The organism is Roseococcus sp. YIM B11640 (assembly GCF_049727625.1).
Lineage (GTDB): Bacteria > Pseudomonadota > Alphaproteobacteria > Acetobacterales > Acetobacteraceae > Roseococcus.
Genome location: NZ_JBBJOZ010000001.1, coordinates 796,898 through 817,490 on the forward strand (window position 1 = coordinate 796,898; position 20,593 = coordinate 817,490).

The 20,593-nt window shown below is 71.3% G+C and carries 23 protein-coding genes; 17 read left to right on the plus strand and 6 right to left on the minus strand.

The annotated features are described in order from the left end of the window. Positions 1 to 101: 101 nt before the first annotated feature. From WJM96_RS04080 to WJM96_RS04100, 5 genes are all read right to left on the minus strand, one after another. On the minus strand, positions 102 to 1,085 hold the full coding sequence (locus WJM96_RS04080; protein WP_424811144.1) for a phosphoribosylaminoimidazolesuccinocarboxamide synthase: 984 nt from the start codon (positions 1,083 to 1,085) through the stop codon (positions 102 to 104). Beyond that, positions 1,082 to 2,014 carry a 2-dehydropantoate 2-reductase gene (locus WJM96_RS04085; protein WP_424811145.1) on the minus strand — a complete coding sequence of 311 codons (933 nt, stop codon included), beginning with the start codon at positions 2,012 to 2,014 and terminating at the stop codon, positions 1,082 to 1,084. Before WJM96_RS04085 ends, WJM96_RS04080 begins: the two co-directional genes overlap by 4 nt. 89 nt (positions 2,015 to 2,103) lie before the next feature. After that, positions 2,104 to 3,000, minus strand: a complete 897-nt coding sequence (locus WJM96_RS04090; protein ID WP_424811146.1) for a polyphosphate kinase 2 family protein — start codon at positions 2,998 to 3,000, stop codon at positions 2,104 to 2,106. After that, positions 2,997 to 4,235, minus strand: a complete 1,239-nt coding sequence (locus WJM96_RS04095) for an MFS transporter (RefSeq protein WP_424811147.1) — start codon at positions 4,233 to 4,235, stop codon at positions 2,997 to 2,999. Before WJM96_RS04095 ends, WJM96_RS04090 begins: the two co-directional genes overlap by 4 nt. A 1-nt stretch (position 4,236) precedes the next feature. Beyond that, positions 4,237 to 5,100 (minus strand): endonuclease/exonuclease/phosphatase family protein, encoded by an 864-nt coding sequence (locus WJM96_RS04100; RefSeq protein ID WP_424811148.1) that lies wholly within the window; start codon positions 5,098 to 5,100, stop codon positions 4,237 to 4,239. A gap of 97 nt (positions 5,101 to 5,197) precedes the next feature. Here WJM96_RS04100 and WJM96_RS04105 point away from each other — a divergent pair, with 97 nt between their 5' ends. The 5 genes from WJM96_RS04105 (at position 5,198) to WJM96_RS04125 (ending at position 9,790) form a co-directional block, all read left to right on the plus strand. Next, positions 5,198 to 5,884 (plus strand): ArsR/SmtB family transcription factor, encoded by a 687-nt coding sequence (locus WJM96_RS04105; protein ID WP_424811149.1) that lies wholly within the window; start codon positions 5,198 to 5,200, stop codon positions 5,882 to 5,884. Positions 5,885 to 5,977: 93 nt separating this feature from the next. Continuing rightward, positions 5,978 to 7,171, plus strand: coding sequence for an MFS transporter (locus WJM96_RS04110; RefSeq protein WP_424811150.1), 1,194 nt, complete (start codon positions 5,978 to 5,980; stop codon positions 7,169 to 7,171). 13 nt (positions 7,172 to 7,184) lie between these two features. After that, positions 7,185 to 8,519, plus strand: a complete 1,335-nt coding sequence (locus tag WJM96_RS04115) for a metallophosphoesterase family protein (RefSeq protein WP_424811151.1) — start codon at positions 7,185 to 7,187, stop codon at positions 8,517 to 8,519. 24 nt (positions 8,520 to 8,543) lie between these two features. Further along, positions 8,544 to 9,002, plus strand: a complete 459-nt coding sequence (locus WJM96_RS04120) for an L-2-amino-thiazoline-4-carboxylic acid hydrolase (protein ID WP_424811152.1) — start codon at positions 8,544 to 8,546, stop codon at positions 9,000 to 9,002. A 5-nt stretch (positions 9,003 to 9,007) separates the two neighbouring features. Beyond that, positions 9,008 to 9,790 carry a class I SAM-dependent methyltransferase gene (locus tag WJM96_RS04125; RefSeq protein ID WP_424811153.1) on the plus strand — a complete coding sequence of 261 codons (783 nt, stop codon included), beginning with the start codon at positions 9,008 to 9,010 and terminating at the stop codon, positions 9,788 to 9,790. Here the strand turns inward: WJM96_RS04125 and WJM96_RS04130 are convergent. After that, entirely contained in the window at positions 9,787 to 10,419 is a 633-nt protein-coding gene (locus WJM96_RS04130) for a pyridoxamine 5'-phosphate oxidase family protein (protein WP_424811154.1), read from the minus strand. The two genes, WJM96_RS04125 and WJM96_RS04130, sit on opposite strands and share 4 nt — an antisense overlap. Positions 10,420 to 10,491: 72 nt before the next feature. Here WJM96_RS04130 and WJM96_RS04135 point away from each other — a divergent pair, with 72 nt between their 5' ends. The 12 genes from WJM96_RS04135 to tilS all read left to right on the plus strand — a co-directional run bounded on the left by WJM96_RS04135 (position 10,492) and on the right by tilS (position 20,534). Further along, positions 10,492 to 11,235, plus strand: a complete 744-nt coding sequence (locus WJM96_RS04135; RefSeq protein WP_424811155.1) for a YebC/PmpR family DNA-binding transcriptional regulator — start codon at positions 10,492 to 10,494, stop codon at positions 11,233 to 11,235. 57 nt (positions 11,236 to 11,292) lie between these two features. Next, complete coding sequence (gene ruvC, locus WJM96_RS04140; protein WP_424811156.1) at positions 11,293 to 11,820, plus strand: crossover junction endodeoxyribonuclease RuvC; 528 nt, start codon at positions 11,293 to 11,295, stop codon at positions 11,818 to 11,820. 55 nt (positions 11,821 to 11,875) lie between these two features. Then, positions 11,876 to 12,493, plus strand: a complete 618-nt coding sequence (gene ruvA, locus WJM96_RS04145; protein ID WP_424811157.1) for a Holliday junction branch migration protein RuvA — start codon at positions 11,876 to 11,878, stop codon at positions 12,491 to 12,493. Beyond that, positions 12,490 to 13,518 (plus strand): Holliday junction branch migration DNA helicase RuvB, encoded by a 1,029-nt coding sequence (ruvB, locus tag WJM96_RS04150; protein ID WP_424811158.1) that lies wholly within the window; start codon positions 12,490 to 12,492, stop codon positions 13,516 to 13,518. The genes ruvA and ruvB overlap by 4 nt, the downstream gene beginning before the upstream one ends. Next, positions 13,515 to 13,964, plus strand: coding sequence for a tol-pal system-associated acyl-CoA thioesterase (ybgC, locus tag WJM96_RS04155; RefSeq protein WP_424811159.1), 450 nt, complete (start codon positions 13,515 to 13,517; stop codon positions 13,962 to 13,964). The genes ruvB and ybgC overlap by 4 nt, the downstream gene beginning before the upstream one ends. A gap of 59 nt (positions 13,965 to 14,023) precedes the next feature. Further along, the gene (gene tolQ, locus WJM96_RS04160; RefSeq protein ID WP_424811822.1) at positions 14,024 to 14,698 is read left to right on the plus strand and encodes a protein TolQ; all 675 of its coding nucleotides are present in this window, start codon (positions 14,024 to 14,026) and stop codon (positions 14,696 to 14,698) included. Positions 14,699 to 14,704: 6 nt separating this feature from the next. Then, positions 14,705 to 15,244, plus strand: a complete 540-nt coding sequence (gene tolR / locus WJM96_RS04165) for a protein TolR (RefSeq protein ID WP_424811160.1) — start codon at positions 14,705 to 14,707, stop codon at positions 15,242 to 15,244. 2 nt (positions 15,245 to 15,246) lie between these two features. Continuing rightward, entirely contained in the window at positions 15,247 to 16,254 is a 1,008-nt protein-coding gene (locus tag WJM96_RS04170; RefSeq protein WP_424811161.1) for a hypothetical protein, read from the plus strand. A gap of 156 nt (positions 16,255 to 16,410) precedes the next feature. Then, positions 16,411 to 17,754: a Tol-Pal system beta propeller repeat protein TolB gene (tolB, locus tag WJM96_RS04175; RefSeq protein WP_424811162.1), complete on the plus strand. Its 1,344-nt coding sequence runs from the start codon at positions 16,411 to 16,413 to the stop codon at positions 17,752 to 17,754. 238 nt (positions 17,755 to 17,992) lie between these two features. Continuing rightward, positions 17,993 to 18,472 (plus strand): peptidoglycan-associated lipoprotein Pal, encoded by a 480-nt coding sequence (gene pal / locus WJM96_RS04180; protein WP_424811163.1) that lies wholly within the window; start codon positions 17,993 to 17,995, stop codon positions 18,470 to 18,472. Positions 18,473 to 18,478: 6 nt separating this feature from the next. Continuing rightward, entirely contained in the window at positions 18,479 to 19,315 is an 837-nt protein-coding gene (locus WJM96_RS04185; protein ID WP_424811164.1) for a hypothetical protein, read from the plus strand. 46 nt (positions 19,316 to 19,361) lie between these two features. Next, complete coding sequence (gene tilS, locus WJM96_RS04190) at positions 19,362 to 20,534, plus strand: tRNA lysidine(34) synthetase TilS (protein ID WP_424811165.1); 1,173 nt, start codon at positions 19,362 to 19,364, stop codon at positions 20,532 to 20,534. Positions 20,535 to 20,593: the final 59 nt, after the last annotated feature.

Below are 20,593 nucleotides of genomic sequence, written 5' to 3' on the forward strand. Positions count from 1 at the left end.
CGCCCGGGGTCCATGCCCCGGGCGTTTTTCGTGGGTGAGCGGTAAGATAGTAAGATGGTAAGATAGTAAGGCGGGCCGACCCCATGGCCGGGCCCGGTGAATCAGGCCGGGAAGTAGGGCCGCAGGTTCCGGCGCACGCGCTGCAGCACCGGCTCCGCATCGGCGGGGGGAAGCTGGAAGCTCTGGCCGGTGATGGTCTCGAAGGCCTCGATGTAGACGGCCGCCGTGCCGAGGATCAGTTCCTCCGGGATGGACGGGATCTCGTCGCGATAGGGGTCGCAGCGCGCCGCCACCCAGCTGCGGACGAAGTCCTTGTCGAAGCTCTCCGGCCGCTCGCCCGCCTCGAAGCGCGACATGTAGGTGCCGGCGCGCCAGTAGCGGCTGCTGTCGGGCGTGTGGATCTCGTCGGCCAGCACGATGCGACCCTCGGGATCGGTGCCGAATTCGTACTTGGTGTCGGCCATGATGAGGCCGCGCGCCTCAGCCATCTCCTGCCCGCGGGCGAAGAGGGAGAGCGCCAGCGCGCTCAGCTCCTCCCACTGGCCGGGGGTGAGCAGCTTCTTCTCCAGGATCTCGGCGGGCGTCAGCGGCGCGTCGTGGCCGCCGTCGAATTCCTTGCTGGTGGGCGTGATGATGGGCTCGGGCAGGCGCTGGTTGTCGCGCATGCCGTCGGGCAGCGTGTGGCCGTACATCGTCCGCTGGCCGGCCTTGTACATCGTCAGCACCGAGGTGCCGGTCGTGCCCGCCAGGTAGCCGCGCACCACGATCTCCACCGGCAGGATGTCGAGCCTGCGGCCCACCACGACGTTGGGATCGGGGTAGGAGATGACGTGGTTTGGGCAGATGTCCTTCGTGCGCTCGAACCAGAAGCGCGCGGTCTGCGTCAGCACCTCGCCCTTGAAGGGGATGGAGCAGAGGATGCGGTCGAAGGCGCTCAGCCGGTCCGTGGTGATGAGGATGCGGCTGCCGTCGGCGAGGTCGTAGTTCTCGCGCACCTTGCCGGCGTAGCGGTTGGGCAGTTCGGGCACATGCGCGTCGCGCAGCACGTATCCGGCATAGGGGCGGAGGTCGGCGGCGGTGATCATGCGGCGGCTTCCGTGCGCTGCACCTCGTAGGATTTCGCGTTCACCAGCGCGGCATCGAGCAGCGTGACGTCGAGCCCGGCCTTGCGGCCCGCTTCGGCGAGGTAGCCGATGATGTGGTCGGCCTCGATCGCGCCGCCCGCCTGCAGGTCGCGGAACATGGACGCGGTGGAGGTGGATTTCGGGTTGGTGAAGTTGCGCTCCATCCCCGCCAGGGCCTCGTCGGAGACGGGGTGGCCGTTCGCCGCGGCGATGGCGGCCGAGAGGCGGAACATGCGCAGCACGATCTCCTGCCCGCCGGCGCGGATCATCTGGCCGATATTGGCGCGCATCATGACCGTCAGCGCGGCCAGGGAGCCGAGCATCACGATCTTGGCCCACATCTCGCCGATGATGTTGTCGCTCGCGGTCGTCTTGATGTGCGGCGCGGGCTGCCAGGCGGCGGCCAGGGCCTCCACGCGCGGCGACATGCCGCCCGCGATCTCGCCGAAGATAAGGTCGGCCGGGGGCGCCATGTGGCGGATATGGCCCTCGGGCGTCATCGTCGCTGCGATCTTGGCGAGGCCGCCGAGCACCGCCTTCTCGCCGAAGGCCTCGCGCAGCGTGTCGAGGTGGGAGAAGCCGTTCAGGACCGGCAGGATGGCGGTCCCGGGACCCATGGCGGGGCGGATGGCGTCGATCGCCGAGGCGAGGTCATAGGCCTTGCAGCTCAGGAAGATCGCGTCCCAGTCCTTCCCGGGCGCCTCGGCGCTCACGGTCTTCACCGGGAGGGCGAAGTCGCCCAGCACGCTCTTCACGACCAGCCCGTCCTTCTCGAGCTGCGCCTGGCGGCGGGGGCGGACCAGGAAGGCCACTTCGGCCGCGCCGCCCTGGATGAGGCGGGCGCCGTAATAGCCGCCGAGCGCGCCGGCGCCGAGGAAGAGAATCCGCATGGAGGGCCACCTTTCAGGCGCCGGTGAGGCCCGGCGCGGTTGCCCGGAGAACAATCCCGGGCCCGCCGCTTGTCAATCTGCGCCGCCGCTCACTCCAGCGCGGCCCTGGCTTCGGCCAGCTCCGCGCGCTCGGCTTCCGTCACCTGCGGATAGGCGAGGTCCAGCCCCTTCAGCGCCCGGTTGATGGCGGCGACCACGACCAGGCGCGTGAACCACTTCTGGTCCGCCGGCACCACGTACCAGGGCGAACTCTTCGTCGCGGTCGCCGAGATCGCCTGCTCGTAGGCGTGCATGTAGTCGTCCCAGTGGCGGCGCTCAGCCACGTCGGCGGCGCTGAATTTCCAGTTCTTCTCCGGCTCGTCGAGCCGAGCGAGGAAGCGCTTCTTCTGCTCCTCCTTCGAGACGTTGAGGAAGAACTTCAGCACCAGCGTGCCCTGGCGGCTGAGATAGCGTTCGAAGGCGGCGATGTCCTCCAGCCGCTCCTTCCAGATGTTCTTGGTGACGACCTGGCGCGGCAGCTTCTCCTTCACCAGCACGTTGGGGTGCACGCGCACCACCAGCACCTCCTCGTACCAGCTGCGATTGTGGATGCCGATCTGGCCGCGCGCCGGGAGGTCGGCGATGTGGCGCCAGAGGAAATCGTGATCCAGCTCCCGCGACGAAGGCTGCTTGAACGCCATCACGCTGCAGCCCTGCGGGTTCAGCCCGGAGAAGACGTGCTTGATCGTCCCGTCCTTGCCCGCCGCGTCCATCGCCTGGAAGAGGCAGAGCACCGACCAGCGGTCCTGCGCGTAGAGCTTGTCCTGCTGCTCGGCGAGGCGCGAGACGCCGTATTGCAGCAGCTCGGCCGCCTCGCCCTTCGGGAGGGCGAGGCCTGCCGTGTCGGCCGGATCGTAGCGCTTGAGGCGGAAGCCCTTCCCAGTCTCGACCCGGAACTTCGCCAGGATCTTGTCGATGTCGATCTTCTTGAGGTCGATCTTCTTCATGGGAGGGATCGTGGCAGCAGCCTATGCCCGCGCCAAGACCAAAGTAGCGCGCCCGCCTGCAGCACGAAGGTGAGCCCGACGGCCCAGACATAGCCCTCCGCGCTCCATCCGCCCGTGGCATTGCGCGGCCAGAGGTCGATGATCGCGCCCAGCACGTATTGCAGCGCGAAGACGATGGCGAGCATCGTCGAGTTGATCGCGGTGCCGACGCGGCCCGCGAGCTCGGGGCCGAAGCGCTGGCCCACGGCGGCATATCCGGTCGGCCCCGCCGTCGCCATCATGGCGAAGGTGAACCAGATCGCGCCCAGGGCGGTGAGGCCCATGGGCGGGGCCAGGATCAGTACGGCCTGGATCGCGATCAGCACGCCGATGCAGGCGAAGGGCACCAGCATGGGCGAATGGCCGCGCGCCTGGAAATGGCTTGCCGCCTGGCCGCTCACCAGGCTGCCGGTGGCGGCGCCGCAGGCATAGACGAAGAGGACGAGGCTGCGGTCGGTATCGTTCAGCCCGGCGACGTCGCGCAGCCAGGGGCCGGCCCAGAGGCCCTGGTAGACAAAGTTCATCGCCGTCAGCATGGCCATGGAGGGCACGAAGCGCAGGAAGTAGGGATGGCGGAAGATGGGCCCGTAGGCGGCGATCTCCGCCGCGAGCCCGCGCTTGGGCGCCTTCTTCGCGCCCGGCGGCGCGTCGTCCACCGAGAACCAGATCCAGGTGGCGATGACGCAGCTCAGCACCGCGAAGATGAGGAAGCCGCCGCGCCAGCCCATGACGGGCAGCAGCGCCTGCACCGGCAGCGTCGCGACCATGCCGCCCAGCGCGCCGACGAAGACGCCGGAGCCCGTCATGGCCGCGATCCGCTCGCGCGGGAACCACTGCGTATTGGCCTTGAGCATCGCCATCAGCCCGGCCGAGATGCCCACGCCCGTGACGAAGCGCCCGAGGCCGAGCAGCCAGACATTCCCCGCCATCGCGCAGATCAGGAAGCCGAGCCCCGCCGTCAGCGCCAGCACCGTTTGCACCCGCCGCGCGCCGAACATGTCCAGCGCCACGCCGACGGGCAGTTGCGACAGCCCGTACGCCGCGAAGAGCACTGCCGCGAGCAGGCCGAGATCGGAGGCCGAGAGCGCGAACTCCACCGCCAGCAGCGGGCCGATCACGGCCATCACCGCGCGGCTCGCCTGGTTCAGGAAGTTCACGGCCGCGAGCGGCAGCGTGATGCGCAGGAAGGTCAGCACCTCAACCGGCCCGGAGCCGGATGCTGAGCGGGCAGTGGTCGGAGATGCGCTCGCGCAGCGACCAGTCGCGTTCGGCATAGACCATGACGCGCAGGCTGCCCGGCACCATCCATTCGCGCGCGCGCCCGCCCAGCAGCATGTGCGTGATGAAGGGCCGCCCGCCCCGCGCATCCGACCAGCAGGGATCCGACACGCCCTCATTGGCGCGCGTCAGCGGAGCGGCGGCGCGAAGCTCCTCCAGGAAGGCGTCGCGGCTGCCCTGCATGCGGCGGTTGAAATCGCCCAGCACGATGAAGGCGGCGCGCTCCTCGCGGCGCTCGGCGATCCAGCGCGCCAGCACGGCGGATTGCTGGCCGAGGCTCTCGCAGTCGCGGCTTCCGTCCAGCGGGCCCTCGCGGCAGCCGGCCTTGAGATGCACGGAGAGCAGCCGCAGGCGCTGCTCGCCGAGATGCAGCGTCACATCCGCGCCCCGCCGCAGCGAGAACCGCGCGCGGGGGATGAGGTCGAGCTCCTCCAGGTCCGGATTGCGGGTGAAGGGGATGCCGCGGCGGATGGCGAAGCCGGGGCGCTGGACGTCGTGCTCCTCGGTGAAGTGGAACGCGTATTGCGCGGGGTCGAAGACGCGGGCCGCGGCGTCCGTGCCGTCCACCTCCTGCAGCGCCACCACGTCGGCGTCGAGGCGCCGGGCATAGGCGGCCAGGCGCTCGAAATCGGCGGGGCGGCGGGTCGCGAGGTCGCGCGGAAGGGCGGGGTCGCCGGCGTGGCGCAGCGTCAGCCAGGCGATGTTCCAGCTGGCCAGCTTGATCTCGGCCGCCTGGAGAGGCGCGGCGAGAAGAAGGGCAAGGGCGATGAGGGACAGGCGCATCGGGCCATCCTGCCGCCGATCGGCCCGCGCCGGGAGGGTGGGGCTCGCTTCGGTACCCCCCGAAGCAATTTCCGGCGCCCGGGTGTAGAAGGCTGTCATGTCCAGTCTCGCCACCATCGCCAGCGTCATCGGCGACCCCTCGCGCTCCGCCATGCTCCAGGCCCTGCTGCCGGGCGAGGCGCTGACGGCCGGGGAACTGGCGCGCGTCGCGGGCATCGGCGCGGCGGCGGCGAGCGGGCAGATGAAGACGCTGGTGGAATCGGGCCTCGTCTCGGTCCACGCCCAGGGGCGCCACCGCTACCACCGCCTGGCGGGCGAGGAGGTCGCGGCGGCGCTCGAGACGCTGATCGCGCTGCCGCAGACAAGCCCGCGCAAATCCTGGCCGCATGGCGACGCCTTCCGCCAGGCGCGGCTCTGCTGGCATCACGTGGCCGGGCGCCTCGGCGTGGCGCTGCATGAGCGGCTGAGCGGCGACGGATGGATCGCGGCGGCGCCCGGCGGATGGGATCTGACCGCGCGCGGCGAGGAGCGTCTCGGCAGGCTCGGCGTCGATCTCGCCGCCGCGCGCAAGGCGCCGCGCTTTGCCTGCGACTGCATGGACTGGTCGGAACGGCGGCCGCATCTCTCCGGCGGGCTGGGGCGGGAGATCACCTCCATGCTGATCGCCCGGCGCTGGCTCAACCGGATCGAGCCCGCGGCGACGGATCTGGTCCAGCGGCGGCGGCTGGCCTGCACCCCCGAAGGGAAGCGAGCCCTCTCCTCGGAGTTCGGCATCACCGCATGAGACTTTCTGCGCCCTCAGGCGCCAGGCGCGGCCTCCGGCCGAATCGCGGCCGGATCTGCGACGGATGGTGCTGATGCATTCGCTGTTGGCACCATGACGCCCGTGACGCGCGTCGGCGTGGCGCTGGCCTCCATGACGGCGGCTTCGCAATTCCATCGCGGCGCCGTCGGCGTCGTGGCGCCGGAGCTTGCGCTGGATCTCGGGCTCGGTCCCGCGGCGCTGGGCGCGGCCAATACCGCCTTCTTCTTCGCGCTGCTGGTGGCGCAGATCCCGGTGGGCGTGGGGCTCGACCGCATCGGGCCGCGCCGGCTCGTCACAGCGCTGACGGCGCTGGCCGTGATCGGCGCCGCCGCGCAGGCCCTGGCGCAGGACGGCACGCAGTTCCTCGCCGCGCGCTTCGTGCTGGGGCTCGGCTGCTCGGCCAGCTTCATGTCGGCCGTGGTGCTGGCCGGGCGCTGGCATGCGGGCCCCGCGATGACGAAGGCCATGAGCGCGATCTTCGCCTGGAGCCAGGCCGGAATCCTGATCGCGGGCGCGCCGCTGGCGGTGATGTCCGGGCTGGTGGGCTGGCGCGGCGCCTACGGGTTGAGCGCGGTCGCGACCATCGTGCTCGGCGTGCTGTGGTGGCGTTGGGCGGAGGACGCGCCGCCGGGCTTCGCAACGCGCGTCCGCGCGCGCGAAACCCTGGGCGAGGTCCTGGCCGGGCAGTTCACCGTCTGGGCCACGCCGGGGCTGGCGCGCATTCTCTCGATGCACTGCTTCGCCTATGCCGTGATGGCGACGCTGCTGGCGCTCTGGGCGGGTCCCTACCTTCACGACGTGCATGGGCTCGACGCGGGCGGCCGCGGAGCGGTGCTGCTGGCGATGGGCCTCGCCGTGCCGGCGGGGCAGCTCGCCTTGCCCTTCATGGAGCGGCGTCTGGGGAGGGAGCCGGCGGTGGTGACCTCCGCCGTCATCGTCATCCTGGCGATGGCGGGGCTGGCGTTCTGGCCCGGCATTCCGCTGGCGGCGGCGGTGTTGCTGCTGATGCTGTCCTGCTTCTTCTCGGCCTATTCCATCCTGCTGGTGGCGCAGGGGCGGGGGCTCTTCCCGGAGCATCTGGTCGGGCGCGGCGTGACCACGGTGAACCTGGCGCAGGTGCTGGGCTCGGCGGCGCTGCCCATCGCGGTCGGCTGGGTCGTGGCGCTGGTCGGCGTGGGCGAGGCGGGCTACCGCGCAGGGTTCCTGTTGCTTGGCCTCTCGCTGGTGTTGGGCATCGCGGGTTATCGCTGGTTCCCGCGAGGATAGCGAAGGTTCATCGATGACCATTGCGGCGTTGCGGCCCCGGGGCGAGGGCCATCGTTTCGTGCTTTACGCGGACGCGTGCTCCGGCGTTCCCGGCGCGCCTCACGAGGCGAATCTGGCCCGGGTGAACGCGGTGCTGGCGCGGCTCTCGCCGCCGCCGGAATTCATCCTTTTCCCGGGCGATGAGGTGATCGGCCTGACACCGTCCGCCGACGTGCTGGCCGCCCAGTGGCGCCACTTCCTCGGCGTCGAGATGGAATGGTCGCGCGGCATCCCGGTCTACCACACCACCGGCAATCACACTGCCTACGACAGGATGAGCGAGGACGTCTTCCGTGCCGCCCTGCCGCATCTGCCGCGCAACGGACCGCCGGGCCAGGAGGGGCTGAGCTATTCCGTCCGGCGCGGCGACCTCGCGATGATCTTCGTGCACACGCTCTGGACCGGGCTGGGCGGCGAGGGCCAGGTCGAGACGGAATGGCTGCGCGAGGAGCTTCATCGCCATCGCGATGCCCGCCACCGGCTCGTCCTCGGCCATCATCCGGCCTTTACCGTGAACGGCTTCCAGGGCGACTGGCAGCGCGAGATCGGTCCCGGCTGCCGCGAGGCGTTCTGGGATGCGCTCGTGGAAGGCGATGTGCTCGCCTACCTGTGCAGCCATATCCTGGCCTTCGACGTGCAGGTGCACCGGGGCGTGCTCCAGGTCACGACCGGCGGCGCGGGCACGGCGCATCGCATGCCGGAGGGCGTGGAGTATCTGCACGCGCTGCACGCCGCCCTCGACGCCGAAGGGCTGCGCTACGAGGTGCTCGACGACAGCGGGAGCGCGCGGGAGGGGCTGAGCTGGCCGTTGCGCCTGCCTCCGGCCGAAACATGGAAGATTCTCCCGCATGGCGTGAGCGACGCCGCCTTCACGGGGATCCGCGCCGCGCATCCGGCGCCGCGAATCTGCGCGCTGGGCCTGCGGGGGCGCACCTCATCCGTGAATACGGCCGCGCAGACGCTCTTTGCCGCGCAGGCCGAGGACCGGATGCCGGCTGTCTGGATGGGGCTGCGCGGACCGGAGCAGCGGCTCTGCGTGATCCTCGCCGCCGCGCCGGGACGCAGCCCGAGCTACTGGTTCGGTCCGGCCCTCGGCGCCGGGCGGGAATTCTCGCTGGAACTCCTCCTGCATGGCGGCATGGGGCCTGGCGGCGTGATGTGGCGCGAAGGGCCGGGCGCGCCGTGGAACAGCCTGCGTTCCGCCGCGTCCTGGGGCGCGGAGCGCATCGACTGGCCGTCGCGATGGGAGGTCGGTGCCGGTTTCGCCGGTGAAGGGCTGGAGTTGAGGTTCTGGTCGGGTCTACCCTGACGCACCGACTTCAGGAGCTTCACCATGACCGTCTCCATCCTCGAGCAGCGCCGTATCGAGGCCGCCTTCGCCAAGGGCTTGTACGAGGAGATGAGCGCGGAGATCGGTGAGGAGAAGGCGACGGAGATCCTGACGCGCGCCGTCGTGAAGCTCGCCCGGCAGGCGGGGGCGACGATCGCGAAGGAGGCGCCGGAGCCGAGCATCGCGCATTTCGCCGCGTCGATGGAGCGCTGGAAGCTGGACGATGCGCTGCGGATCGACGTGCTGCGCGAGGACGAGACGCATTTCGACTTCAACGTGACGCGCTGCCGCTATGCCGAGAGCTATCGCGAGATGGGGCTGGGCAAGCTGGGCGCCGTGCTCTCCTGCAACCGAGACGGCGCGTTCTGCGAGGGCTATGATCCGCGCATGAAGCTCGAACGCACGCAGACCATCATGTCCGGCGCGACGCATTGCAACTTCCGCTACACGCGCGAAGCCTGACGGGAATGAGCGCCTACATCGCCACCGATGCGGTGGCCTATGAGCACAGCATGGGCCGCTGGAGCCGTGCGCTCGCCGAGCCCTTCCTGGATGTGCTGGACCTGCGGCCGGGGGCGAAGGTTCTCGATGCCGGCTGCGGCACCGGGGCGCTGACCGCCGCGATCCTGGCGCGGGACCCGACCGCGCAGGCCACGGGCGTGGATGTCGGCGAGGCCTATGTGGAGGCCGCCCGCGCCGCCATTCCCGAGGCGCGGTTCGAGGTGGGCGATATCGCGTCCATGCGCATCCCCTCCGGCTCGCAGGACGCGGCGCTGGGGCTGCTGGTGATGGCCTTCCTGCCGGACCCTCCTGCCGCCGTGAAGGAGATGGCGCGCGTGACGGTGCCGGGCGGGGTGGTCGCCACGGCGATGTGGGATTTCTGGGGCGGCTTTCCCTTCCTGCGCCTGCTGGCCGATACGGCGGCCGTGGTGTTGCGCGAGGGCGCGGAGTGGCGGGACCGCTACTGGACCCACCCGATCGGCACGCCCGGGCGCCTGCGCAGCCTCTTCGAGGCCTCGGGCCTGCATGACGTGCGGGAGCGGGACATCGCCATCCGGCAGGACTTCCAGGGCTTCGACGATTGGTGGTCGCCCTGGCTCACGGGGCAGGGGATCGTGGGCGCCTTCGTCGCGGGGCTGGAGGCGCCGGCGCGCGGGAGGCTGGAAGGCGCGCTGCGCCGCGCCTGGGGCGCCGATGGCCCGCGCAGCTTCGTCGCGACGGCGCGGATGGCGACGGGGCGCGTCGCCTAATACATGTTGGCGCGGAGCCGCTCCTCGGCCACCGCGTCATAGGCCGCGGGATCCATCCCGTTCTTCTTGTGGGCCAGCAGCAGCGCGCCCATGCTCGGCACGCCCGCCGCCTTCTTACGCCCGTCCCAGAGGTCGGAGCGCATGATGGCCTTGGCGCATTGCATGAAGATCTCCTGGACCTCCACGATCAGCACGGAGGTCGGCACCTTCTCCTGCGCGATGCAGCGCTCGCGCAGCGCCGGGTCGGTCGAGATGGTCGCGCGGCCGTGGACGCGCATCGTCTCCCCCATGCCGGGGACGAGGAAGAGCAGCGAGACGCGGTTGTCCTCGATGATGTCGCGATAGCCGTCCAGCCGGTTGTTGCCCTTCCGGTCCGGCAGCATCAGGTGCTTCTCGTCCAGCGCCAGGACGAAGCCCGGGGCGTCGCCGCGCGGGGTGATGTGGTTGCCGCGCGAGCCCTGGGTTCCCAGCAGGCAGAAAGGGCTCGCCGCGATGAAGGCCAGGGTCACGGGGTCCAGCCGGTCCGTGGACTTGTTGGCCGCGAGCTCCGAAGGGCGCCCGTAGAGGGCCTCCAGCGCCTCGGCCGTGGTAATCGCGTGGGGATCGGCGACGGGCAGGTGCGTGTCCATGCCCCCATGGTGGCGAAACTCGCGACCGGACGCTATATGCAACCGCGACTTCAACCGATTTCTGAAGACATCATGGCCGGCCATTCCCAGTTCAAGAACATCATGCACCGCAAGGGCGGGCAGGACGCCAAGCGCGCTCGGGCCTTTGCCAAGATCGGGCGCGAGATCACCGTCGCCGCCAAGTCCGGCATGCCGGACCCGGCCCACAATCCGCGGCTTCGTGCCGCCCTGGTGGCCGCTCGCCTCGCGAACATGAGCAAGGACGCGGTGGAACGGGCCATCAAGAAGGCCTCCGGCGCCGGGGCTGGCGAAGACTATGCCGAGGTCCGCTACGAGGGCCGCGGCCCGGCTGGCGTGGCCCTGATCGTCGAGGCCCTGACCGACAACCGCAACCGCACGGCCAGCGACCTGCGCTCCATGTTCAGCAAGCATGGCGGCGCGATGGGCGAGACGGTGGCCTTCCAGTTCGACCGCGTGGGCGCCATCCGCTTCCCCGTCTCGATCGGCGATGCCGATACCGTGCTGGAGGCGGCCATCGAGGCTGGCGCGCAGGATGTCACCAGCTCCGAGGAGGGGCACGAGATCCTGACCGCGCCCGAGGATCTGGGCGCGGTGCGCGAAGCCCTGGAGGCCCGCTTCGGAGACCCCGAGGCGGCGCGGCTGGAATGGAAGCCCAACCTCACCGTTCCGCTGGACGAGGATTCGGCCGGCTCGGTGCTGAAGTTCATCGACGCGCTGGACGACCATGACGACGTGCAGCAGGTCTATGCCAATTTCGAGGTGAGCGACGCCGTCCTGGCGAAGCTTTCCGGCTGAGTTGCGATGCCGTCCGATCGTGGAGCCCCGCTGGCGCGCAGCGCCGAGGAGCGGCGCGTGAGTCGGCCGGCCGGCAATTCCCCGACCCGCATCCTCGGGCTCGATCCTGGCCTGACGCATACCGGCTGGGGGCTGATCGAGAGCGCGGGCTCGCATCTGCGCTTCGTCGCGGCGGGCGCCATCAGCACCTCCTCCGGCGAGGAGCTCTCGCGCCGGCTGGTCGAGATCCACAACGGGCTCTCGCACCTCATCGGCGAATGGACGCCGGACGAGGCGGCCGTCGAGCACACCTATGTGAACAAGAACCCGGCCGCCGCGCTCAAGCTCGGCCAGGCGCGCGGCGTGGCGCTGCTGGTGCCGGCGCTGGCGGGCCTGCCCGTCGCGGAATACCAGGCGATGGAGGTCAAGCGCGCCGTCGTCGGCACCGGCCATGCGGACAAGGTCCAGGTGCAGGACATGGTGAAGCGGCTGCTGCCGGGTGCCGTGCTGAAGCGCGCGGACGCGGCGGATGCGCTGGCCATCGCCATCTGCCACGCGCATCACCGCGGCACGAAGAACCTCCTGGCCCGGCTGGTGCAGGTTTGATGGCGGCCGATCCAGCCCTCCGGCGCCCGCGCGCCCCAGGCCATCGGGGGCCGGCATGATCGGCAGCCTGCGCGGTATCGTGGAATCCACCCAGGATGGCGCCTGCGTGCTGGACGTCAACGGCGTCGGCTATCTCGTCTCCTGCAGCCGCAAGACGCTGGACCGGCTGACGGCGCGCGACGGCCAGCAGAAGCTGCTCGTCGAGACGCGCGTCAGCCAGGACGCGATCACCCTCTACGGCTTCCTCGACGCCTCCGAGCGCGAGGCCTTCCGCGCGCTGATCGAGGTGAAGACGGTCGGCCCGCAGAAGGCGCTGCTGGTGCTCTCGGGCCTCGCCCCGGACCAGCTCGCGAGCGCCATCGCGGGCAAGGAGCGCAAGCGTCTTGCGGAGGTGAAGGGGCTGGGCGCCGCCACCGCCAACCGCATCATCGACGAGCCCGCGATGCAGAAATGGGCGGTCGGCCGCGCGACGCCCGAGGCCGACGGCGGCGCCGCCGCCATCCCCACGCCGCTGCCCGAGACGCCGGAGGCCGATGCCGTCAGCGCCTTGCTCAACCTCGGCCTCAAGCGGCCCGAGGCGGAGCGCGCGGTGGCGCGGGCCGCGGCGCAGCTGGGCGAGGGCAGGGAGCTCAACGCCCTCATCACCGCGGCCCTGCGTGAGTCGGCCCGATGAGCGAGCGCCTGAGCAGCGGCGACCGCCAGGAGGAGGATGCGGGCGAGGCCAGCCTGCGCCCGCAGCTCCTCTCCGAGTTCACCGGCCAGAAGCTGCTGCGCGAGAACCTCTCGATCTTCATCCAGGCCGCCGGCGCGCGCGGCGAGGCGCTGGATCACGTTCTGCTGCACGGCCCGCCGGGCCTCGGCAAGACGACGCTGGCCCAGATCGTGGCGCGCGAGCTCGGCGTCGGCTTCCGCGCCACCTCCGGCCCCGTGTTGCAGCGCGCGGGCGACCTCGCGGCCATCCTGACCAACCTGCAGCCGCGTGACGTGCTCTTCGTGGACGAGATCCACCGCCTGCAGCCGACCATCGAGGAGACCCTCTATCCCGCGATGGAGGATTTCCAGCTCGACCTCATCATCGGCGAGGGGCCGGCCGCGCGCACCGTCCGCATCGACCTGCCGCCCTTCACCCTGGTCGGCGCCACCACGCGGGCGGGGCTGCTCTCCACGCCGTTGCGGGACCGCTTCGGCATTCCGCTGCGCCTCAACCTCTACACGCCCGAGGAATTGCTGCGGATCGTGCGGCGCGGCGCGGAGAAGCTCGGCTTCGCCCTGGCCGAGGACGGCGCGCGCGAGATCGCGAACCGCAGCCGCGGCACGCCACGCATCGCCGGGCGCCTGCTGCGCCGGGTCCGCGACTTCGCCCTGGTCGAGGGCCGGGTGGCCGACCGCGCCATGGCGGATGCCGCGCTCGCCCGGCTCGAGGTGGACGCCAAGGGCCTGGACGCCATGGACCGCCGCTACCTCCGCCGCATCGCCGAGCACCATCATGGCGGGCCCGTGGGCATCGAGACCCTGGCCGCCGCGCTCTCCGAGAGCCGCGACACGCTGGAGGACGTGATCGAGCCCTTCCTCATCCAGGAGGGGCTGGTCCTCCGCACCCCGCGCGGCCGCGTGCTGGGCGATGCGGGTTGGCGGCACCTCGGCATGACCCCGCCGGCCGGAAGCGCCATCCAACCCGACCTGCTGGGCCCGAAATGAGCGCGGATCATGCCCACCGCCTGAAAATCCGGGTGTATTTCGAGGACACGGACGCGGGCGGCGTCGTCTACCACGCCAATTATCTCCGCTGGGCCGAGCGCGCGCGGACCGAGGCGCTGCGCGACATGGGCGTCCCGCATTCCGACATGCAGCGGTTACATGGCTGCTTCATGGTGGTGCGGCGCGTCACGGTGGAGTATGCACGCCCGGCGCGACTCGACGATGAGGTGACCGTGGTAACCCGCATCCGGCGCGCATCCGCGAGCCTTCTGCTCAGCCAGGAGGTGATGCGGGGGGAGGAAGGGTTGGCCCTGCTGGAGGTCACGCTCGCCTGCGTGGACGTGGCGAGCCTGGCCCCGCGCCGCCTGCCCGAACCATGGCTGGGTGAACTTCGCGCCCGGATCGTCCCGCCCGAAACGAGTTCTCTTGGAGGCACAGCCCCTTGAATCCCGTGACTTCCACGCCGCTCGCGGCGGCTCACGACCTCTCCATCCTCGCCCTGTTCATGCAGGCCGACTGGGTGGTGAAGCTGGTCATGATCGGCCTGTTGACCGCCAGCGTCGTCGTCTGGGCGATCGCCTTCGAGAAGTTCTCCATGCTGCGCCGCGTGCGGCAGGAATCGGACGAGTTCGAGGACCGGTTCTGGCGCGGCGGCAGCCTGGACGACCTGGAGCGCGCCCAGGGCGAGCACCCCTCTCACCCCATGGCCGCCGTCTTCGTGGTCGGCATGCGCGAATGGCGCGCCAGCACGGCCGCGGGAGCTGGGGCCATGATGGTCGCCGGCACACGAGAGCGCGTGGAGCGCGCCATGGCCGTCACCATCCAGCGCGAGATGGAGCGGATGGAGAAGCGCATGACCTTCCTGGCCTCCACCGGCTCGGCCGCGCCGTTCGTGGGCCTCTTCGGCACGGTCTGGGGCATCATGAACAGCTTCACCGCCATCGCGGGCATGCAGAACACGAACCTCGCGGTCGTGGCCCCGGGCATCGCGGAGGCGCTCTTCGCCACGGCCATCGGCCTCGTGGCGGCCATCCCGGCGGTGCTCATCTACAACATGCTGGCCTCCAAGTTCGGCAAGTTCGCCGCGCGGCTCGAGGGCTTCGCCTCCGAGTTCGGCGCCATCCTCGCGCGCCAGACCGAGGCGGCGGCCAACGCCTCCAGCCGCGCCGCCGCGGAGTAAGGCGCCATGGCCGGCCCCCTCATGAAGCGCGGCGCGGGCGGACGATACCGCCCGATGGCCGAGATCAACGTGACGCCCTTCGTGGACGTCATGCTCGTGCTGCTCATCATCTTCATGGTGGCCGCGCCCATGATGACCTCGGGCGTGCCGGTGGACCTGCCCAAGACCACCGCCCAGCCGCTGAACCAGGAGCAGGAGCCCCTGACCATCAGCGTGAACACCGAGGGCAGGATCTTCCTGCAGGAGACCGAGGTTCCGCTGGAGGGCCTGGTGGAGCAGCTGCAGGCCATCGCCCGCAACCAGCCCGCCGGCCAGCCGGAGCGCCGCATCTTCGTGCGCGGTGACCGCGGCATCTCCTACGGCCGCGTCATGGAGGTCATGGGCACGATCAGCGCCGGCGGCTTCACCCGCGTCGCGCTGCTGGCCGAGCAGGCCGGCCCTGCCGCCCGCCCGGCAACGCCCGCCACGCCCGCCGCTCCCCCCGCCGCGGCACGGCCTTCCGCAACACCCGCGAACCCCCCGGCGCGAGGTTCGGCGCCGCGCTGACCATGGAGGAGCGGCGTTTCCGCCTCTGGCTTGGGATTTCGGTCGGTCTGCACATCGTGCTGCTGGTCGCGATCCTGCTCGACTTCGACCGCCGTCGGATCGAGGAGCCGCGCGAGCAGGCCATCGAGGTGGAACTGATCGCCCCGGCCGAGATGGCGCAGGGCGAGACGCCCGCGCCGCACCCGGCGCCGCCGACCCCCGTGCCCGCCCCGCCGACGCCCGAGCCGCCGGACGTCGAGACGCCGCGCGACGCCCCGCCCGCGCCCCCGCCGCCCCCGCCGCCTCCGCCGCCCGCCCCGGCGCCCACGCCCAGCCCGCCGGCCCAGGCGGCGCGGCCCACGCCCGCGCCCCCGCCGCCGGAGCCCGCGCCTTCGCCCGTGCCCATGCCGCCGCGCCCGCAGCAGCAGGCCCAGGCGCCGACGCCGCCCACGCCCGCCGCGCCGACGCCCGCCCCGCCGCGCCCGACGCCGCCCCTGCCGCTGCCGCCGCCCCCGGTGCCGCCGCCGCCCGAGCCGGCGACCACGCCCGGCACCGGCCAGACGCCGCCCGTCCAGCGCCCGCAGGAGCGCAGCCAGTCCGTGCTGAACACGCTGGAGCGGCTGCGCCAGGCGCAGCGCCAGCAGGAAGCGCCGACCGCCCGCGCCAATCCACGCCCGAGCGCGCCGCAGCAGGGCGGTGGCGTGCCGACCGGCACCGCCAACCTGACGGCCGCCGAGCGCGCCGGCCTCGCCGACAAGATCGGCGAGTGCTGGGCCGTGGACGCCGGCGCGCCCAACATCCAGAACATCATCGTGGAGATGCGGGTGCAGGTGGATGCCGGCGGCGTGGTCCGCCAAGTGCTGCCCAACGGCTCGCCGCCGACCGAGCCGCGTGCTCGCATGGTCTACGAAGCCGCACGCCGCGCACTTCTTGACCCGCGCTGCAACCCGCTGCCCCTCTCGCGCGATAGGTTGGAGGCGCTTCGCAACACCGTCTTCCGCTTCAACCCGCGGGACCTGGGCTTGCGATGAGGCCTTGACCCGAGGGGAGGGGCGGCCAAGTTTCGCCCCAAAACGAATGTATCGGAGGACGGCGATTCACCTGCGTGCCCCCATGGGCCAGAATCGCGAGATCGTCCCAGTCACCGGAGATTTGCCATCGTGACGATGCCCAGCTTGAACCGCCGCATGCTCCTCACCGGGGGCGCGGCCGCCATGGTCGCCCCAGGGATCTGGACGACCCCGCTGCCGGCGGCTGCCCAGAGCGGCAACCAGCCGACCATCGTCGACATCACCCGCGCGCGGACCGAGCCGATCCCGATCGCCATTCCCGACATGGCGGGGACGAGCGGCGATGGCGCCCGGATCGGCCAGCAGATCTCGCGCGTCATCACCAATAACCTGCGCAGCTCCGGCCTGTTCCGGCCCGTGGACCGCGCGGCCTTCATCCAGACGCCGGAAGCGGCGGCCCAGACGCCCCGCTTCCAGGACTGGCGCGTGATCGGCGCGGTGGCGCTGGTGACCGGGCGGGTGGATGGCAGCGGCGATCGCCTGCGCGTGGAGTTCCGCCTCTGGGACATCCTGCCCGAGCAGCAGGCGCTGGGCACGGCCTACAACGCCACGGCATCCAACTGGCGGCAGATCGCGCACATCATCTCGGACGACATCTACAAGCGCATGCTGGGCGAGGAAGGCTACTTCAACACCCGCATCGCCTATATCGCCGAGAGCGGCCCGCGCGACCGGCGCGTCCGGCGCCTGGCCATCATGGACCAGGACGGCGAGAACAACCGCTTCCTGACCGACGGCCAGTTCCAGGCGCTGACGCCGCGCTGGCACCCGGATGCCACCCGCATCGCCTTCATGTCCTACCAGCGCAACGAGCCGCGCGTGTATCTCTTCAACCTGGAGAGCGGGCGGCAGGAAGTCCTGGGCAATTTCAACGGTATGACGCTCTCGCCGCGCTTCTCGCCCGATGGGCGCTCGGTGGTGCTCTCGGCCATCCGGGGCGGCGACGCCAATATCTTCGTGGTGGACCTGGCCTCGCGGCGGGAGCGGCAGCTCACCAGCGGCGGCGGGCTGGACGTCTCGCCCAGCTTCTCTCCGGACGGCACGCAGATCGTCTTCAACTCGGACCGGGGCGGCGACCAGCAGCTCTATGTCATGAGCGCCGGCGGCGGCGGGGCGCGGCGCATCAGCTTCGGCAATGGCCGCTATGCGACGCCGGTCTGGTCGCCGCGCGGGGACCTGATCGCCTTCACGCGCATCGGTCGCGGCCAGTTCGCCATCGGCGTGATGCGCCCCGACGGCTCGGGCGAGCGTATCCTGTCCGAGGGCTGGGGGATGGAAGGGCCGACCTTCGCGCCCAATGGCCGCGTGCTGATGTTCTACCGGGAGTCGCCCGCGCGCGATAACCGCGGCGGGGGCTACTCGGCGCGGTTGTCCTCGATCGACATCGCGGGCTTCAACGAGCGGCAGGTCGTGACGCCGACCGATGCAACCGACCCGAGCTGGTCGCCGTTGATCAGCTGACATTGACGGAAGGATGTCGAAACGTTCCGGTTGGCGAGTGTATGCCCTGGCATAATAGTCAGGAGAAAGACCGCGCAGAATAGGCGGATTGCGCCGCGCGCGGGGCCTTCTGCCTTGATTGCGCCATGGGGCGGGTCTAGGCATCCTTTCCGTGCTGCAACGCAACCGGGCACCACTGTGCCGGTCCGTGCCGCAAGTAAGTAAGATAGTAAGATAGTAAGGCAGCAAGGAGATCACCATGGCCGCCATGTCGAAGCTTATGACCGCTATCGCGGCCGCGGGTCTGCTCGCCGCCTGCTCCAACGACCCTGACCCGAATGCCAATACGGGCGGCGCGGGCGCTGGTTCCGGCACGGCCCGCCCGGGCAGCCAGGAAGACCTAGTCGCCAATGTCGGCGACCGCGTCTTCTTCGATTTCGACGCCAGCTCCGTCCGCGCCGATCAGCGCCCGGTGCTCGAGCGCCAGGCCCGCTGGCTCGCCCAGTACGCGCAGAACCAGGTGATGGTCGAAGGCCACACCGACGAGCGCGGCACGCGCGAGTACAACCTCGCCCTCGGCCAGCGCCGCGCGAACTCCGCGCGTGACGTGCTGGTGGCGAACGGCGTGGCGGGCACCCGCATTCAGACGATCAGCTACGGCAAGGACCGTCCGGACGCGCTGGGCTCGAACGAGGACGCCTGGGCGCGCAACCGCCGGGCCGTCACGGTCGTCCGCTAAGCGGCCATGCGGCGGGCAGCTCTTCTGCTGGGTCTGACGCTGCTGGCCACGCCGGCCGCGGCGCAGATGGACAGCCGCGAGGGGATCGCGCTGCAGAACCAGATCCTGCAATTGCGGCAGGAGATGGAGCAGCTGCGAATGGGCGGCGGCGGACGCAGTTCGCCCCCGCCCTCTTCCTCGCGCGGTTCCGCCGGCAGCGGGGAGCTCGTCGGTTCGCTGCTCGACCGGGTGAGCAATCTGGAGGAGGAGGTCCGCCGGCTGCGTGGCCGCGTGGACGTGCTGGAGAACCAAAACCAGCGCCTCCGCCAGGATTTCGAGAAATACCAGGGGGACATGGAGTTCCGCCTCGGCCAGGGCGGAGCTGGTGGGGGCGGTGGCGCCGCGGCGCCCGCACCCAGCCGCCCGGCGCCGCAGGCCCCGCCGCTCGCGCCCCCCACCACCAGCACGGGCGCGCCCGCGCCGCGCACGCCGGACCGCGCGCTGGCCGAGGGCCAGGCCGCGCTGGGCCGCCGCGACTATGCCGCCGCCGAAGCCGCGGCACGCGAAGCGCTGGCGGGCCGCGGCGCCAACGCCGTGGCGGGCCAGATGCTGCTGGCCGATGCGCTGACCGGTAAGCGCGACTTCGGCAACGCCGCGATCGCCTACAACGAGGCTTTCACGCGCGCCCGCACCGGGCCGCGTGCGCCCGAGGCGCTGATCGGCCTCGCCAATTCCTTCCAGAGCCTCGGCAACAAGCGTGAGGCCTGCGACACGCTGAACGACCTTCGCAGCCAGTTCCCGAACCTGCCGGCGCCCATGGCGGCGCGGGCCACCGCGGCCCGCCAGCGCTCCCAGTGCCGGTGATGTGAGCGGCGCCGGGCGTCTTTCCGGCGCCGAGTTCGCGGCGCTCATGGCTCCCTTGGGGCCTTTTGCCGATCTGATCGCCGTGGGATGCTCGGGCGGGCCGGATTCCCTGGCCTTGACGCGTCTGGCGCATGAATGGGGTGGCGCGCGGGTCATCGCGCTCATTGTCGATCACGGGCTCCGCGCAGAGAGTGCCGGCGAAGCGGCTGGCGTCGCGGCCGGGCTCGCCGAGCAGGGCATTCAGGCGCGCGTCCTGACGCTGGGCATGCCGGGCGGCCCCGGATTGCAGGAGCGGGCGCGCGCGGCGCGCCGCAGCGCATTGCTCGATGCCTGCCGGCAGGTCGGCGCCCCGCACCTTCTGCTGGCGCATCACCTCGAGGACCAGGCGGAAACCGTGCTCTTCCGCGCCCTGCGCGGCAGCGCGGGCGACGGCCTCGCGGGCATGGCTCCCGTTTCCGTGGCGGAGGAGGCGCTGATCCTTCGGCCGCTGCTCGGCGTGCCCCGCGCCCGCCTCGCTGCCACCCTGGAGGGCTGGACCATGCGTCCCGTGCTCGACCCCTCCAACGCCGACCCGCGCTTCGCCCGCGCCCGGCTCCGTGCGGCCGGGGAGGTTTCGGCGGCGGCGCGCGCGGCCAAGGCCTATACGCGGCGCCGGGCGCGGGCGGCCTGGCAGGTCGCGGGCCGGCTTGCCGAGGCCGTTCGCCTCCTGCCCGAAGGCTGCGCGGAGATCGACCGTGAGCGCCTGGGCCGCGACGAGGCCGCGCGCCGGCTGATGGCGGCGCTGATCCGTGCGGTGGGCGGCGGCGAGCATGCGCCGAGCCATGCCGCAGTCGCGAGGCTGCTGGCCAGGGGTGAGGGATCCCTCGGCGGGGCCTGCTGGCTGAGGGGCGGGCGGTGGCTGGTCCGCGAGGCGGGGCCGACGCATGCCGGCGCCGTCTGGGACGGGCGCTTCCGCCCCATGGGCGCTCTCGCCGAAGGCATGGAGATCGGCCCGTTGGGCTCGGCCGCCGCTAGTTTTCGCAGCCGGGCCCGGCATCTACCGGCCGCCGCCCTGGCGAGGCTGCCGGCTGTACGTAGGGCAACAGATGGAAAGCTGGTCCTGGTCCCGCACTTGGCCTATCTTCAACCTGAATGGGCCGTAAGCTGCCCCATGATGTTCTCGCCCCGTGCCGGGGCGGTGACGGATTTCGCCGCTCTCGGCGAATTCTCCCGGCGCTAGGCATTTCGTCAGGGCGGCGAGGCACCATATTCACCAGATGCCGGCCCCATTGGCACGGC

What these genes read in the sequence shown, in the direction of transcription:
- WJM96_RS04080 (WP_424811144.1), bottom strand. Translation starts at nt 1,085, where the DNA reads ATGATCACCGCCGCCGACCTCCGCCCCTATGCCGGATACGTGCTGCGC.
- WJM96_RS04085 (WP_424811145.1), bottom strand. Translation starts at nt 2,014, where the DNA reads ATGCGGATTCTCTTCCTCGGCGCCGGCGCGCTCGGCGGCTATTACGGC.
- WJM96_RS04090 (WP_424811146.1), bottom strand. Translation starts at nt 3,000, where the DNA reads ATGAAGAAGATCGACCTCAAGAAGATCGACATCGACAAGATCCTGGCG.
- WJM96_RS04100 (WP_424811148.1), bottom strand. Translation starts at nt 5,100, where the DNA reads ATGCGCCTGTCCCTCATCGCCCTTGCCCTTCTTCTCGCCGCGCCTCTC.
- WJM96_RS04105 (WP_424811149.1), top strand. Translation starts at nt 5,198, where the DNA reads ATGTCCAGTCTCGCCACCATCGCCAGCGTCATCGGCGACCCCTCGCGC.
- WJM96_RS04110 (WP_424811150.1), top strand. Translation starts at nt 5,978, where the DNA reads ATGACGCCCGTGACGCGCGTCGGCGTGGCGCTGGCCTCCATGACGGCG.
- WJM96_RS04115 (WP_424811151.1), top strand. Translation starts at nt 7,185, where the DNA reads ATGACCATTGCGGCGTTGCGGCCCCGGGGCGAGGGCCATCGTTTCGTG.
- WJM96_RS04120 (WP_424811152.1), top strand. Translation starts at nt 8,544, where the DNA reads ATGACCGTCTCCATCCTCGAGCAGCGCCGTATCGAGGCCGCCTTCGCC.
- WJM96_RS04125 (WP_424811153.1), top strand. Translation starts at nt 9,008, where the DNA reads ATGAGCGCCTACATCGCCACCGATGCGGTGGCCTATGAGCACAGCATG.
- WJM96_RS04130 (WP_424811154.1), bottom strand. Translation starts at nt 10,419, where the DNA reads ATGGACACGCACCTGCCCGTCGCCGATCCCCACGCGATTACCACGGCC.
- WJM96_RS04135 (WP_424811155.1), top strand. Translation starts at nt 10,492, where the DNA reads ATGGCCGGCCATTCCCAGTTCAAGAACATCATGCACCGCAAGGGCGGG.
- ruvA (WP_424811157.1), top strand. Translation starts at nt 11,876, where the DNA reads ATGATCGGCAGCCTGCGCGGTATCGTGGAATCCACCCAGGATGGCGCC.
- ruvB (WP_424811158.1), top strand. Translation starts at nt 12,490, where the DNA reads ATGAGCGAGCGCCTGAGCAGCGGCGACCGCCAGGAGGAGGATGCGGGC.
- ybgC (WP_424811159.1), top strand. Translation starts at nt 13,515, where the DNA reads ATGAGCGCGGATCATGCCCACCGCCTGAAAATCCGGGTGTATTTCGAG.
- tolQ (WP_424811822.1), top strand. Translation starts at nt 14,024, where the DNA reads ATGCAGGCCGACTGGGTGGTGAAGCTGGTCATGATCGGCCTGTTGACC.
- tolR (WP_424811160.1), top strand. Translation starts at nt 14,705, where the DNA reads ATGGCCGGCCCCCTCATGAAGCGCGGCGCGGGCGGACGATACCGCCCG.
- WJM96_RS04170 (WP_424811161.1), top strand. Translation starts at nt 15,247, where the DNA reads ATGGAGGAGCGGCGTTTCCGCCTCTGGCTTGGGATTTCGGTCGGTCTG.
- tolB (WP_424811162.1), top strand. Translation starts at nt 16,411, where the DNA reads ATGCTCCTCACCGGGGGCGCGGCCGCCATGGTCGCCCCAGGGATCTGG.
- pal (WP_424811163.1), top strand. Translation starts at nt 17,993, where the DNA reads ATGGCCGCCATGTCGAAGCTTATGACCGCTATCGCGGCCGCGGGTCTG.
- WJM96_RS04185 (WP_424811164.1), top strand. Translation starts at nt 18,479, where the DNA reads ATGCGGCGGGCAGCTCTTCTGCTGGGTCTGACGCTGCTGGCCACGCCG.
- tilS (WP_424811165.1), top strand. Translation starts at nt 19,362, where the DNA reads ATGGCTCCCTTGGGGCCTTTTGCCGATCTGATCGCCGTGGGATGCTCG.